The following is a 13,770-nucleotide window of genomic DNA, read 5'->3' as shown; positions in this document are numbered from 1 at the left end:
GGGGACGGCGGGGACGGCGGGGAGGCGGGGATGGCGGCGGGCGCCAGGACGGCCCCCATGTCCCGGCGGTGGTGCCCCCCAGGACGGGGCCGCGCGGAGACCCGGCACCGGCGTCGAGCGCCATCTCGGGGGACGCGTAGGGTGCTGACGTGGGCACCAAGCAGCCGGGCCGCCCCGCGCGGGGTGCGTCCCCGCCGGCCGGCGCCGGTCCGAGGGCCTGGCCGCCGGACGGGCCGGGGGAGGCGCGGGCCCATCCGCACGGCCTGGACAACGTCCACCTCCAGGCGCTGCACGCGCTGCTGACCGAGCGCACGGTGACCGGGGCCGCGCTCAGGCTCGGGCGAACCCAGCCCACCCTGTCGGCGGCGCTGGCCCGGCTGCGCCGCCACTTCCACGACGAACTGCTCACCCGGGTGGGCAACCACTACGAGCTGACCCCCTTCGCCCGGCACCTGTGCCCGCTGGCCGCCGTCGCCGTCTCGGCCGTGGACCGGGTGTTCTCCGCCCAGGCGGAGTTCGACCCGGCCAGGTCGGGGCGCACCTTCACCGTCGTGTCCTCCGACTACGGCCTGAGCGTGGCCGGCCGGCACCTGATCGGGGTGCTGGAGCGGCGGGCGCCGAACGCCTCGGTCCGCTTCGAGCCGGCGACGCCCGAGGCCTTCTCCCGCGACCCCGACTTCTACCGCACCTCCGACGGCGTGCTCATGCCGCACGGCTACCTCGACCTGCCGCGCAGAATGGACCTGTTCCGCGACCGGTGGGTCTGCGTCGTCTCCACCGCCAACCCGGTGGTGGGCGACCGGCTGACCATGGCCGACCTGGACGCCCTGCCCTGGGTCACGACCTTCAACGACCCGATGGGCAGGGCGGCCCCGTGGCGGCAGATGGAACTGCTCGGCGTGCGGCTGCGCGTGATCGCGGTCGCCGAGTCCTTCCTGGCCATGCCGCGGCTGGTGTGTGACACCGGCGCCATCGCCCTCATGCAGGAAAGGCTCGCCGCCGTCGTGGCCGACGCGCTGGACGTGCGCGTCCTGGAATGCCCGTTCGAGGCGGTCCCGCTGGTCGAGGCCTTCTGGTGGCACCCGGTGCACGACGCCGATCCCGGGCACGCCTGGTTCCGCCGGCTTTTGACCGAGGTGCGCGCCCGCCTGGCCTGACCGAGCCGTCAGGCCGATGGTGCGGCGGTGGGCGCCGGACGGCCGCCGGGGGCGCCGGCGAAGGCGTCCCTGAGCCGGTCGGCGGCCTCCGGCCCGGCGCCGAGGCGGTCCAGGCCGAGCAGCGCGGCCCCCGCGATGGGCGGCAGCGCGGCCACCATCAGCGCCGCCCGGGGCGCCTGCGCGGTGTACCGCTCCTCGACCAGCGCGGTCAGCAGCGGGTCGCGCGAGGTGAGCACGCCGCCGCCCAGTACCACCTCGCACGGGTCGTCGAGCATGCCGAGGCGGCGCATCGCGGCCACGCCCATCACGGCGACCTCGTCGGCCTGGCGTTCCACCACGTCGCGGGCGACCGCGTCTCCGGCGGCCGCGGCCGCCAGCAGTTCGGGCACCAGCCCGTGGAGCCGGTCGGCCCGCAGCTCGCCGAAGTGCAGGGCGATCGTGACCTCCTCGGCCAGCCGCACGCCGAAGAACCCGCGCACGACGTCGAGCAGGGCGGTCGCCGGGCCCCGGCCGTCCTCGGCGCGCACGGCGTGCCACAGCACCTCCTCGCCCAGGCCCAGGCCGCCGCCCCAGTCGCCGCTGATCCTGCCGAGGGCCGGGTAGCGGGCGACCCGGCCGTCAGGGGCGACCGCGACCGCGTTGATGCCGGCGCCGCACACCACCGCGGCGCCCCACGGCCGGGAGGTGCCGGCCCGCAGCAGCGCGAAGGTGTCGTTGCCGACCACGGCCCGCCGGCCGTACCCGCGGGCCATGATCTCGTCGTGGAGCAGGTCCTCCTCCACGGGCAGGTCGGCCCCGGCCACGTACGCCGCCACCAGGTCGGCGTACGGCGGCTCCGCCTGCGGGCCGAGGGTCAGCCGCGCGGTGTGGCCGAGCACGTCGATCGCGGCGGCCACGCCCGCGCTCTGCGGGACGAACGGGCCGCCCCTGCCGGTGGCCAGGACGGTGCCGTCCTCGGCCACCAGGGCGACGTCGGTCTTGCTGTTGCCGCCGTCGACGGCCAGGACCGTCCTCACGCGGGCACCGCCCCGTCGCCGGCCCAGGGCAGGAAGGCGCGGTTGGCGGCGACCAGCCGGGCGGCCAGGTCGGCCGACAGGGACGCCTGCCCGACCAGCGGGTGGGCGAGCAGCGCGTCGGCGACCCGGTCGGCGCCGCCGTGCAGGGCGGCTTCCAGCGCCAGCGCCTCGTAGGCGGTGACGTGCGCGATCAGCCCGGCGTACAGCGGCTCGACCGGGGCGACCGGCAGGGCGGTGGCGCCGGAGGAGCCGACCCGCGCGGGGACCTCGATCACCGCGTCGTCGGGCAGGAAGGGCAGCGTGCCGTCGTTGCGGAGGTTGACCACCTGCACGTCGCCCCGGTCGCCGGCCAGCGAGGCGATCAGGGCCACCGCCGCCTCGGAGTAGAAGGCGCCACCGCGCCTGGCGAGCAGCTCGGGCTTGGTGTCCACGGCGGGGTCGGCGTACATGCGCAGCAGCGACTCCTCCAGGGCGGCCACCTCGGCCGCGCGGGAGGGCTTGCCGAGCTGCTCGGCCACCACGGCGTCGTGCTCGTAGAAGTAGCGCAGGTAGTACGACGGCACGACGCCGAGCCGCCGGATCAGCGGCGCGGGCAGGCCGATGTCGGCGGCGATCTCCTCACCGTGGTCGGCCAGCAGCTCCGGCAGGACGTCCCGGCCGTCCACGTGGACGGAACGTTCCCAGGTGAGGTGGTTGAGCCCGACGTGGCCGAGCGAGACCCGCTCGGGGGCGACGCCGAGGTGGGCGGCGAAGCGCCGCTGGAACCCGATGGCCACGTTGCACAGGCCGATGGCCCGGTGCCCGGCCTGCAGCAGCGCCCGGGTGACGATGCCGACCGGGTTGGTGAAGTCCACGATCCAGGCGTCGGGCGCCACCTTGGCGACGCGTTCGGCGATGTCCAGCACCACCGGGACGGTGCGCAGCGCCTTGGCCAGCCCGCCCGCGCCGGTGGTCTCCTGCCCGACGCAGCCGCAGGCCGGCGGCAGCGTCTCGTCCACGTCGCGGGCGGCCTGCCCGCCCACCCGCAGTTGCAGCAGCACGGCCTGCGCCCCCGCCGCGCCCTGGTCCACGGTGGCGGCCGTGGAGACGACGGCCGGGTGGCCGGCCCTGCGCAGCATCCTCGACGCCATCGCCGACACCAGCGCGAGCCGCCGCTCGTCGGGGTCCACCAGGACGATCTCGGAGATGGGAAGCTCGTCGCGCAGGCGCGCGAAGCCGTCGATCAGCTCGGGCGTGTAGGTCGAGCCGCCCCCGACAACGGCCAGTTTCATCACTTGACTCCCGTCAGCTTGACGCCCTCGATGAAGGCCTTCTGGGCGAAGAAGAACACGATGATCACCGGTGCCATGGCCAGCAGGGTGGCGGCCATGGTGAGGTTCCACTGTGTGTGGTGCACGGCTTTGAAGGATGCCAGTCCCAGCGACAGCGTCCAGTTCGAGGGTTCGGTCCCGGCGTACAGCAGGGGACCGTAGTAGTCGTTCCAGCAATAGAAGAACTGGAACAGCGCCACCGCGGCGATCGCGGGCCGCGCCATGGGCAGGATGACCCGCACCAGCGTGCGCAGCTCCCCGCACCCGTCCACCCGCGCCGCGTCGGAGTACTCCCGGGGGATGGTCACCAGGAACTGCCGCAGCAGGAAGATGGAGAACGCGTCGCCGAGCAGCATGGGCAGGATGAGAGGCCACAGCGTCCCGGTCAGGTGGAAGCGCGCCCACAGGATGTAGATCGGCACCGCCACCACCTGCGGAGGCAACATCATCGTGGTGATGACCAGCAGGAACGCCAGCCTGCGCCCCGGGAAGCGCAGCCGCGCCAGCGCGTAGGCGACCGGGATGGACGACACCAGCATGAACACCGTGGCCAGGATCGCGTACAGCAGCGTGTTGCCGATCCAGGTGAGCAGCGGCGCCCGCCGGAAGATGTCGGCGAAGTTGCCCCACTCGAAGTGGTCGGGCCACAGCCGCGAGGTGAGCGCCTGGTGGTCGGTCATCACCGCGGTCAGGGCGATGAACACCAGCGGGCCGATGAACATGATCGCCAGGGCGATGGCGAGCGCGTGGGTGGCGATCCAGCCGAGCGCGACGCGCCGCCGGTGGCCGCGCGGGACGCGAGGCCGGGCGCGCCCGGCGGGCGGGGCGGGAGCCGCGGTGAGGGTCATGCCTCCTCCTCGATGCCGCGGAACTGGCGCAGCAGGATCAGGGTGAACACCATGGAGACCGCGAACAGGATGAGCGCCAGCACGCAGGCGTAGCCCATGGCGAAGTCGCGGAAACCCTGGTGGAAGAGCCATTCGGGGAAGGTGAGGGTGGACTGGTCGGGGTAGCCGGGGACGAAGACCGTCCCGGCCGAGTCGGTGCCTCCCGAGGCCACCCGCGCCGCCACCATCGCCTGCGTGAAGTACTGCAGCGTCTGGATGACCCCGGTGACCGCGGCGAACATCAGCACCGGGCGGATCACCGGCAGGGTGACGTGGGCGAACTGCTGCCAGGCGCCGGCGCCGTCCAGCGCGGCGGCCTCGTACAGCTGCTTGGGCACGTCCAGCAGCGCCGCCAGGAAGATGACCATCAGGTCGCCGACCGACCACAGGGCCAGCAGGGTGAGGCCGGGCTTGGCCCACGCCGGGTCGCCGAACCAGTCGGGGGAGGGCAGGCCGAGCGCCGACAACGCCGCCGCCACCGGTCCGCTCGCCGGGTTGAGCAGGTACACGAACCCCAGCGTCCCGGCGACCAGCGGCACCAGCGAGGGCAGGTAGAACACGGTGCGGAAGAAGCCGGCCCCGGCCTTGAGCCGGGTGATGAGCTGGGCGACGCCCAGGCCGAACGCCACCCGCAGCGGCACCATCACCGCGACCAGCCACAGCGTGTTCCTGATGGCGGTCCAGGCGGCCTCGTCCCGCAGGAAGTACCGGTAGTTCAGCAGCCCCACCGGTTCCAGGCTGAACAGGTCGTACCGCTGGAAGGAGAAGTAGACGGTCGCCAGCAGCGGGTAGGCGAAGAACAGCCCGAAGCCCACCAGCCAGGGCGACAGGAACAGCAGGGCCACCAGGCCGCGGCGGCGCCGCGGGGACCGGGCCGGGACGGGCGCCGCGTTCCCGCGGCGCCCGAGCGTCGTCGTCGCCATCGGATCAGCCGCCCGCGGTGAGCTTCAGCTTGTCGTCGATCTTCTTGTCGACGTCGGCGAGCAGCGCGTCCAGGTCGTCACCGCGGCCGGACTCCCACTTGATCTGCGCCTCCTGCAGCGTCTGCTGGTTGAAGGCCGAGTTGATGTGGGCGGGCAGAGTGCTGCTGGCGGGGCTGGCGAAGATGTCGAGGAAGGTCTGGAAGTTGGGGTCCTTGTCCAGCTTGGGCGACTGCAGCGCCGGCAGCGTGCTCGGCACGTTGCGCAGGGCGTTGGACAGGGTGACCAGCGCGTCGGTGTCGGTGGTGAGATAGCGCACCAGGTCCCAGGCGGCCTGCGCGTGCTTGGCGCCCCGCGGGATGCCGATGACCGTGCCGGCGATGAAGCCGCCGCCGTACAGGTCGGGCCGGTCGTCGGCGACCGGGACCGGCGCGGTGCCGTAGTCCAGTCCGGAGGCGTCGGAGGCGATCATGGCGTTGCGCCACTCGCCGTCGATGGCCATGGCGACCTGCCCCTTCATGAAGGGGTTGTCGGCCGACCACTCGTCGCCGAAGCTCTTGCGGAACTTCTCCAGCTTGTCGTACCCGAACCAGTCGACCAGGTCCTTCTGCCAGGTCATCAGCTTCTTCCACGCCGGGTCGCCGCCGATGGCCGAGGTGCCGTCCGGGTTGGTCCACTTCGCGCCGACCATCGTCCCGGTGTGGATCGGGGCGTTCTCGTACATCTGGCTGCTAGGCACGAACCCGGCGACCTTGATGTCGCCCTTGGAGTCGCGCACGGTGAGCTTCTTGGTCAGCGCGGCCAGCTCCGACAGCGTCTTCGGGGGCTGCGCGCCCTTCATCAGCTTCTTGTTGTAGTACAGGCCGTAGGTGTCGGCGAGCATCGGCATCACGCACCGCCGGCCCTTGTACTGGGTGTACTCGGCGATGACCTTCGGGAACAGCGACTCCTGCACCTTGCTCGCCGCCATGTACGGCTCGAGATCCTGGAAGATGCCGGTCTTGCAGAAGGTCGCGACGCTGTCGGTGGTGAACGACAGCGCCACGTCCGGCGGGTTGCCGCCGCGCGAGGCCTGGATGATCTGGTCGTCCTGGACGGCCTTGGTGGTCGTGACGGTGATCCAGGGGTACTGCCGGTGGAACCCCGCCAGGGCGTCGTCGAAGGCTTTGAGCTCGTTGTCGGCGACGAAGCCGTGCCACATCGTGATGGTGACCGGGGTCCGGTCGGGGGTGCTCCCGCTCTGCGGCTTCGCGGGCGCGTTCTCGGTGCCGGCCGTGCAGGCGGACACGGCCGGCGTGGCCAGCGCGGCCACGACGGCCAGGGCCGCCGCCGCGAGCTTCGGGCGTGGTTTCACGGGGTGCCTCCCAGGGGGCTGTGCGGTGAGGAGGTGAGCGGGGGAGGGGTGGGCGGGGACGGCCGGCGGGTCGCGCGCGACCCGCCGGGGCTGGGCGGACAACGGACGGAAGGGGTCGGGAACGGCGGAAGGGACGGCCGGCCGGGGACGAAGGCGGTGGAGTGGGTGGACGACGGTCGGCGGGCCGGGGATGGAGGTGGTGGAGTGGGGTGGACGACGGGACGGAACAGGGGGCTCAGGCGGTGACGGCCGAGCCGAAGACCTCGTCGCGGGCGGTGGACAGGGCGAGGCCGAGGGCGCCGGTCAGCACGGGGTTGCCCTCGACGGCGGACGGCCGCACCGGCGGGCGGGGCAGGGTGAGCGCGTGCAGTTCCTCCTCCACGAGCCCGGCGAGCGCCTCGCCGCCGGCCAGCAGCATGCCGCCGGTCAGCACGACGATCTCCGGGTCGGCCACCGCGACGATCGGCGCGAGCCCCACGGCCAGGCGCGAAGCGAGCTCGCGCAGCCCGCGGCAGGCCCGCTCGCCGGCCTCGCCGCCCCGGGCGGCGTCCCGCACGGCGGCGCGCACGGCGCGGGCCGGGTCGCCGCCGCGCAGGCCGTGAGAGCGCAGCATCCGCAGCACGGCGGGGCCGCCGGCCAGGGACTGGAATCCGTGGTCGCCCCGCTTGCCGGTCTGCTTGGCGGTCGGGGCGCCGGCGATGGGCATGTACCCGACCTCGCCCGCGCCGCCGGTCGCGCCCCGGTGCAGCCGGCCGCCGAGCACCAGCGCGGCTCCTATGCCCTCGTCGGCCCACAGCAGCACGAAGTCGGCGTGGCCGCGCGCGACGCCGTGGGCCCGCTCGGTCAGGGCGACGAGGTTGACGTCGTTCTCGACGTCCACCGCCACGCCGAGACCCGCGCGGAGCGTTCCCACCAGGTCGGGGATGTGCCAGCCGGGGATGTGGGCCGCGTACCCGAGGCGGGCGGTGGCCGGGTCGACCGCTCCCTGGATGCCGATCACCACCCGGTGCAGGTCGTCGACGGCGATGCCCGCCGCGTGGCAGGCGCCCTCGGCGGCGGCGCGCACCTTGGCCACCACGTCGCCGCCGCTGCGGCCCGGGGTGGGGTGGACGTGCTCGGCGAGCACCGTGCCGGTGATGTCGGCCACGGAGGCGGCGATGCGCGTGCGGGTGACGTCCAGCGCGGCGACGTGGGCGGCGGCCGGATTGATGCGGTACAGCTCGGCCGTGCGGCCCGGCATGCCCTCGCGCACCCCGTCCAGCACGACCAGGCCCGCGGTGCGCAGGCGAGCCAGCAACTGGGAGGCCGTGGGCTTGGACAGGCCGGTGAGCGCGCCGAGCTCGGGGCGGGTGAGCGGCCCGCGTTCCAGCATGACCCGCAGCGCGGCGCGGTCGTTGATCTCCCGCAGCAGGCGGGGCCTTCCCGGTCGCGCGTCCGTGTTCGTGCTGGGCACGGGCTCCCTCCCCGTTCGGGCGGCGGTCGCGGACCTTCCGGCATGGCGGCGGCCGCGTCCTGGAGTTAGGAAGGTTTCCTAACTAAGAGAGAACGTACAGCCGTGGCCCCGCGCCTGGTCAAGAGGCGCTACCAAGCTGTGACAAGGAGGTTCGCGGCGAGGTTCGCGCGGGTGGGCGGCCGGAAAGCACGAACGCCGCCTCGAAGGGCGGCGCGGGAGAACTGATGGCCGGTGGCCGATCTGCTATTCTGGGCCCTTGTCCTCTTATTCACCATAAAGCGCATAAAGGCCCGGAGTTTCACATTACCACCAATAATAATGAAGCAGGGGCTTCTCGTCAAATAGAGCTCGTAAAGGAGCAGACTTACGTCGGCGCGCTCTACGAGCGGCTCGACGTGCTGCGCGAACGCACCCGCGGGCAGCTCGACGAGGTGCTCGCGCAGGGCGGCGGCGGCACCCACCAGAACCGCTCCGAACGCGACTCCTTCGCCGGAATGTACGCCGAACGCCTCGCCCGCCTGTGGGCCGTCGAGAACGGCCTGTGCTTCGGGCGGCTCGACCTGGCACAGGAAGGGCCTCTTTACATCGGCCGGCTGGGCCTTTCCGACGACGACCAGGCCCGCCTGCTCATCGACTGGCGCGCCCCGGTCGCCCAGCCGTTCTACCGGGCCACCCCCGCCGCGCCCATGGGCGTCACCCGCAGGCGCCACCTGCAGACCAAGGGACGGCGGGTGATCGGCCTCGACGACGACCTGCTGGACCTGGACCGGCTGAGCGAGGCCGACCGGGCCACCCTGAACGGCGAGGCCGCCCTGCTCGCCGCGCTGGACGAGAAGCGCACCGGGCGCATGCGCGACATCGTCGCCACCATCCAGGCCGAGCAGGACCGCGTCATCCGCAGCGACCTCAACGGCGTGCTGGTGGTCCAGGGCGGCCCGGGCACCGGCAAGACGGTCGTGGCCCTGCACCGCGCCGCGTACCTGCTCTACACCCACCGCGAGCGGCTGGCGCGCCGGGGCGTGCTCATCGTCGGCCCCAACCTCACCTTCCTGCGCTACATCGAGCAGGTGCTCCCCTCGCTGGGCGAGACCGACGTGCTGCTGTCCACCGTCGGCGAGCTGTACCCGGGGATCACCGCCACCGCCCGCGAGTCCGCGCCGGCGGCCGCGATCAAAGGGTCGGCCCGCATGGCCGAGGTGGTGGCGCGGGCGCTGCGCGACCGCCAGCGCGTTCCCCGCGAGCCGGTCGACATCCCCATGGGCAACTTCACCCTGCGCCTGGACCAGCGCACCTGCGAGGCGGCCAAGAGCCGTGCGGTGCGCAGCCGCCGCCCGCACAACCAGGCCAGGGCGGTGTTCGTCCGTCATGTGCTCAACGTGCTGGCCAAGCAGGCCGCCAAGGCGCTCGGCCGCGGCATGCTGGAGGAGGACGAGCTCGCCGACCTGCGCGAGGACCTGCGCACCGAGCCGGCGGTCAAGAGCGCGCTCAACCGCCTGTGGCCCTACCTCACCCCCCAGCAGCTTCTCATCGGCCTGTTCGGGTCCCGCCCGCGCATGGCCTACGCCGGGCTGAGCGACGCCGAGCAGGACATCCTGTTCCGCGAGACGCCCCGTGGCGGCGTGTCCTGGACCGAGGCCGACGTGCCGCTGCTGGACGAGGCCGCCGAGCTGCTCGGCGACATCGACCCCCAGGTGCTGCGGGCCACCGCCATGCAGGCCGAGGAGGAGCTGGCCGCCGCCCGGCGCGCCGAGGAGGCCGAGCGCGACTCCGAGCTCACCTACGCCCGCGAAGTGCTGGAATTGACCGGCATGTCCGACATGATCGACGCGGAGCGCCTGGCCGCACGGCACCGGGGCGACGAGAACTACCTGACCACCGCGGAGCGCGCCGCGGGCGACCGCACCTGGGCCTACGGGCACATCATCGTCGACGAGGCCCAGGAACTGTCTCCCATGGCCTGGCGGATGCTCATGCGCCGCAGCCCCAACCGCTCCATGACCATCGTGGGGGACATCGCCCAGACCGGGTCGGCCGCGGGCGCCGCCTCCTGGGGCCAGGTGCTCGACCCCTACGCGCGGGGGCGCTGGCGCGAGGAGACGCTGACCGTCAACTACCGCACCCCGGTCGAACTCATGGCCGTGGCCGCCGACGTCCTCACCCTCGTCGGCCCCGACCTCAAGGCGCCCGACTCGGTGCGGGAGACCGGAGTGCCCCCGTGGGCCAGGAAGCTGGCCGCCGCGCGCGAGATCGGGCCGATCGCGGCCGGTGAGATCGTCGAAGGCGGCCGGCTCGCGGTCATCGTCCCCGCCTCGCGCGCCGCCGAACTGGGGGAGGCCGTCACCTCGGCCGTGCCCGGCGCGGTCGCGGGCCCGGTGCCCGGCGCGCTCGAGGCCCCCGTCGTCGTGCTCACCGTGGCCGACGCCAAGGGCCTGGAGTTCGACGGGGTGCTCATCGCCGAGCCGGCCGAGATCCTCGCCGAGTCGCCGCGCGGCCCGAGCGATCTGTACGTGGCGCTCACCCGCGCCACCAGCCGCCTCGGCGTCCTGCACACCGGCGACCTGCCCCCCGCCCTGTCCCGCTGCGAAAGGATCCCCTCCCCCTAGGTCGTTCCTTGGCGCTCGCTTCGCTCGCGCGGGGTTCGGGCGCCTTTGACCGGTGCTCGCGTGGGGGCGGGATGGAGGCCGGGCCGTCGCGGGGGAGACCGCCTCTGACCGGCTTAAGGACCACATGGCGGCATTGACGGGTACTCACGTCTCCTGTCCTAGCTGCGAAAACTTGGTGTTTCCGCTGATCGGGACACGGTTGACATCTGAGCTGAGGTCGGTAGTTTGCTGGACAGTCCAGCACGGGACTACCGGTTGGCCGTCTTCAGACATCGTCGGATTCTGCGTCATGACGGAGCACGACTCCGTCTGCTCAGCCAGGCGCAGCGCCGGCGTTCGGTCGAGTCGGGGCACCCCAGCCGGGTGGGGGGTTGGACCCGGGAGGGGCCTGGACACCCAGTAGACAACGGAATTCCGCGCTCGCCGCCGACGGGACGGATCCGGTCCGAAGGGTCGTCCGGGCCCTCTTCCCGTCTCGTGCCAGAGTCGCAGCGTGGTTCCTGGGTTCCCGCCCGACGGGGGAGGCCCAGGGATCACCATGCGTGATCTTTCGCCGCCGCGGATGCCCGGCGGTTGGAGTGCGGAGCGCTGGGCGGTAGCGTTCGGGGGTTACCGAAGACCCCGAAGGAAGACCCGCCCCTGTGGCCCACCCCACTGTGCAGGACATCGAGCGGGCGCCGGCCCCTTCCGGCGTGCTGTCGGCTTCGCGTGCTTTGTGGCGGTCAGGCGCCGCACCGCTCGGCGGTGTGCTGCTCTTCCTGGCCTTTCCCCCCATTGACCTGTGGTTTCTGGCGCCGGTCGGCGTCGCGCTGCTGACCCTGGCGGTGCGCGGGGCGGGAGTGCGGCGGGCCGCCGTGCTGGGGTACGCGGGGGGCGCGGCGTTCCTGCTGCCCGCGCTGACCTGGGTGCGTCCCATCGGGGACGACGCGTGGCTGCTGCTGGTGGCCGTGGAGAGCCTGTTCTTCGCCGTGATGTCGGCCGGGGTGGCCCTGGTGACCAGGCTGCGGTCCTGGCCGCTGTGGGTGGCGGCCCTGTGGGTGGCACAAGAGTGGGCCAGGGGGGCATTCCCGCTCGGCGGGTTCCCCTGGGTCCGGGTGGCGTTCAGCCAGGGCGGCTCGGCGTTCACCCCGTACGCCGCTCTGGGGGGTGCTCCGCTTGTAACTTTCACCGTCGCCCTGTGCGGTGCGTTACTGTCCGGCGGGCTCGCGGCGTTCCTCCGGGGCGCCGCGCGGCCCGCGGTGTGGGCTCTGGCGGGGGCCGTGGCGGTGCCGCTGCTGGGGTACGCGGTGCCGCGCCCGGGGGCGGAGGCGGCGCGCGCCATCCGGGTCGGGGTGATCCAGGGCGACGTTCCCGGCACGGGCATGGGCTTCCTCGGCGACGAACCGGCCGTCGTGCTGCGCAACCACGCCGACAAGACCCACGAGCTGGCCGAGGCCGTGCGCGCGGGCAAGGTGGAGCGGCCCGACATCGTGATCTGGCCGGAGAACTCCACCGACATCGACCCCTACCAGAGCTCCTACGCCCGTACGGTGATCGACGGCGCGGTGCGCGACATCGGGGTGCCGGTGCTCGTCGGCGCCGTGGTGCGCGCACCCGACGGTCTGCACCGCTACACCCGGGGCATCGTCTGGGATCCCGCCACCGGGCCGGGCGCCTACTATGACAAGCGGAAGCTCGTCCCGTTCGGGGAGTTCGTCCCCTTCAAGGACCTGTTGCAGAAGTTCATCAAGCGCGTCGAACTGGTGGGTCTCCAGTCGCTCCCGGGGGACCGCGAGGGCGACCTGAAGATGGGCCCGGTGACGGTCGGCGCCGTCGAGTGCTACGAGGTCGCCTTCGACGGCACCGTGCGGAGCACCGTCCGCACGGGCGCCACGCCTCTGGTCGTGCAGACCAACAACGCCACCTACGCGCTCACCAATCTGCCACCGCAGCAGCTCGCCATGTCCCGGCTGCGGGCGGTGGAGCACAATCGCGCGGTGATCACCGCCGCGACGACCGGCATCTCGGCATATGTCGACCCCGATGGGCGGGTGCGCTGGCGGACCGCCGAACGCGTGGCCGACATGGCGGTGGTGACCGTGCCCGTCCGCACCGGCGAGACGATCGCGACGCGGGTGGGAGCGGCGCCCGAATGGGCGCTGGTGCTCATCGCGGCGGGCTCCCTGGTCGCCGCCCTCCGGCGGCGTCCCACGCCAGAACACGACAGTTCCGACGAAGAGGATGGGTGATGGAGCGGATTCTCGGGCGGGTACTCGTCATCGTGCCGACGTACAACGAGCGCGAGAACCTCCCCATGATCATCGAGCGGCTGCGAGCGGCGGTGCCCGAGGCGCACCTGCTGGTCGCCGACGACAACAGCCCCGACGGCACGGGGGAGATCGCCGACGGGCTCGCCGCCGAGGACGACCACGTCCACGTGCTGCACCGCCCGGGCAAGCAGGGCCTCGGCGCGGCCTACATCGCCGGGTTCCGCTGGGGCCTGGCCGAGGGGTTCGACGTCCTGGTGGAGATGGACGCCGACGGCTCCCACAGCCCCGAGGAGCTGCCCCGGCTGCTGGACGCCCTGGCGCAGGGGGCCGACCTGGTCATCGGGTCCCGCTACGTGCCCGGGGGCGAGCTGGTCAACTGGCCGGCCTCGCGCAAGGCCCTGTCCAAGGGCGCCAACATCTACGTCCGCCTCATGCTCGGCGTGCCGACGCACGACACCACGGCCGGATTCCGCGCCTACCGCGCCTCCGCGCTGGAGAAGATCGCACTGGACGAGGTGCAGTCCCAGGGCTACTGCTTCCAGGTCGACCTGACGTTGCGCACCGTGCGGCAGGGCCTGCGGGTCGCCGAGGTGCCGATCACCTTCGTCGAGCGCACGGCCGGGGCCAGCAAGATGAGCCGCGCCGTCTTCGCCGAGGCCCTGTGGCTGGTCACCGTGTGGGGCCTGGCCTCGCTGCCCCGCCGCCTGCGCCGCTCCCGCTGACCCCAGGGACGCCGGCGACCATGGAGGGGGCTGGTCCTGCCGGCCTTCGCCGCCGGAGATCCTTGGAGGGGATCTGGTCCTACCGGCCCCCCGCCACCG

At 73.1% G+C, this 13,770-nt stretch carries 10 protein-coding genes; 4 read left to right on the top strand and 6 right to left on the bottom strand.

Annotated features, from left to right (window positions below):
- The first annotated feature begins 149 nt into the window (after positions 1–149).
- A complete protein-coding gene (locus tag ABZU32_RS26010; protein ID WP_354852855.1) occupies positions 150–1,157 on the top strand; it encodes a LysR family transcriptional regulator in 1,008 nt (335 codons plus the stop codon).
- 8 nt (positions 1,158–1,165) lie between these two features.
- Here the strand turns inward: ABZU32_RS26010 and ABZU32_RS26005 are convergent, their stop codons facing one another.
- The 6 genes from ABZU32_RS26005 to ABZU32_RS25980 form a co-directional block, all read right to left on the bottom strand.
- Entirely contained in the window at positions 1,166–2,173 is a 1,008-nt protein-coding gene (locus tag ABZU32_RS26005; protein WP_354925984.1) for a BadF/BadG/BcrA/BcrD ATPase family protein, read from the bottom strand.
- On the bottom strand, positions 2,170–3,444 hold the full coding sequence (locus ABZU32_RS26000; RefSeq protein WP_354925982.1) for a 6-phospho-beta-glucosidase: 1,275 nt from the start codon (positions 3,442–3,444) through the stop codon (positions 2,170–2,172). The genes ABZU32_RS26005 and ABZU32_RS26000 overlap by 4 nt, the downstream gene beginning before the upstream one ends.
- The gene (locus ABZU32_RS25995; protein WP_354852860.1) at positions 3,444–4,331 is read right to left on the bottom strand and encodes a carbohydrate ABC transporter permease; all 888 of its coding nucleotides are present in this window, start codon (positions 4,329–4,331) and stop codon (positions 3,444–3,446) included. The genes ABZU32_RS26000 and ABZU32_RS25995 overlap by 1 nt, the downstream gene beginning before the upstream one ends.
- The gene (locus ABZU32_RS25990; protein WP_354925980.1) at positions 4,328–5,293 is read right to left on the bottom strand and encodes a sugar ABC transporter permease; all 966 of its coding nucleotides are present in this window, start codon (positions 5,291–5,293) and stop codon (positions 4,328–4,330) included. Before ABZU32_RS25990 ends, ABZU32_RS25995 begins: the two co-directional genes overlap by 4 nt.
- A 4-nt stretch (positions 5,294–5,297) precedes the next feature.
- Positions 5,298–6,644, bottom strand: a complete 1,347-nt coding sequence (locus ABZU32_RS25985; protein WP_354925978.1) for an extracellular solute-binding protein — start codon at positions 6,642–6,644, stop codon at positions 5,298–5,300.
- A 235-nt stretch (positions 6,645–6,879) separates the two neighbouring features.
- Entirely contained in the window at positions 6,880–8,097 is a 1,218-nt protein-coding gene (locus ABZU32_RS25980; RefSeq protein WP_354853290.1) for an ROK family transcriptional regulator, read from the bottom strand.
- Between the two features lie 395 nt (positions 8,098–8,492).
- Here ABZU32_RS25980 and ABZU32_RS25975 point away from each other — a divergent pair, with 395 nt between their 5' ends.
- The 3 genes from ABZU32_RS25975 to ABZU32_RS25965 all read left to right on the top strand — a co-directional run bounded on the left by ABZU32_RS25975 (position 8,493) and on the right by ABZU32_RS25965 (position 13,671).
- The gene (locus ABZU32_RS25975; protein WP_354925976.1) at positions 8,493–10,700 is read left to right on the top strand and encodes a helicase; all 2,208 of its coding nucleotides are present in this window, start codon (positions 8,493–8,495) and stop codon (positions 10,698–10,700) included.
- A 641-nt stretch (positions 10,701–11,341) separates the two neighbouring features.
- Positions 11,342–12,928 carry an apolipoprotein N-acyltransferase gene (gene lnt / locus ABZU32_RS25970; protein ID WP_354925974.1) on the top strand — a complete coding sequence of 529 codons (1,587 nt, stop codon included), beginning with the start codon at positions 11,342–11,344 and terminating at the stop codon, positions 12,926–12,928.
- Entirely contained in the window at positions 12,928–13,671 is a 744-nt protein-coding gene (locus ABZU32_RS25965; protein WP_354925972.1) for a polyprenol monophosphomannose synthase, read from the top strand. The genes lnt and ABZU32_RS25965 overlap by 1 nt, the downstream gene beginning before the upstream one ends.
- Positions 13,672–13,770: the final 99 nt, after the last annotated feature.

Origin of the sequence: Sphaerisporangium sp. NPDC005288 (genome assembly GCF_040607475.1) — a bacterium.
GTDB lineage: Bacteria > Actinomycetota > Actinomycetes > Streptosporangiales > Streptosporangiaceae > Sphaerisporangium > Sphaerisporangium rhizosphaerae.
The sequence above is the reverse complement of the archived record's forward strand: the minus strand, read 5'-3'. Positions and strand labels throughout refer to the sequence as shown.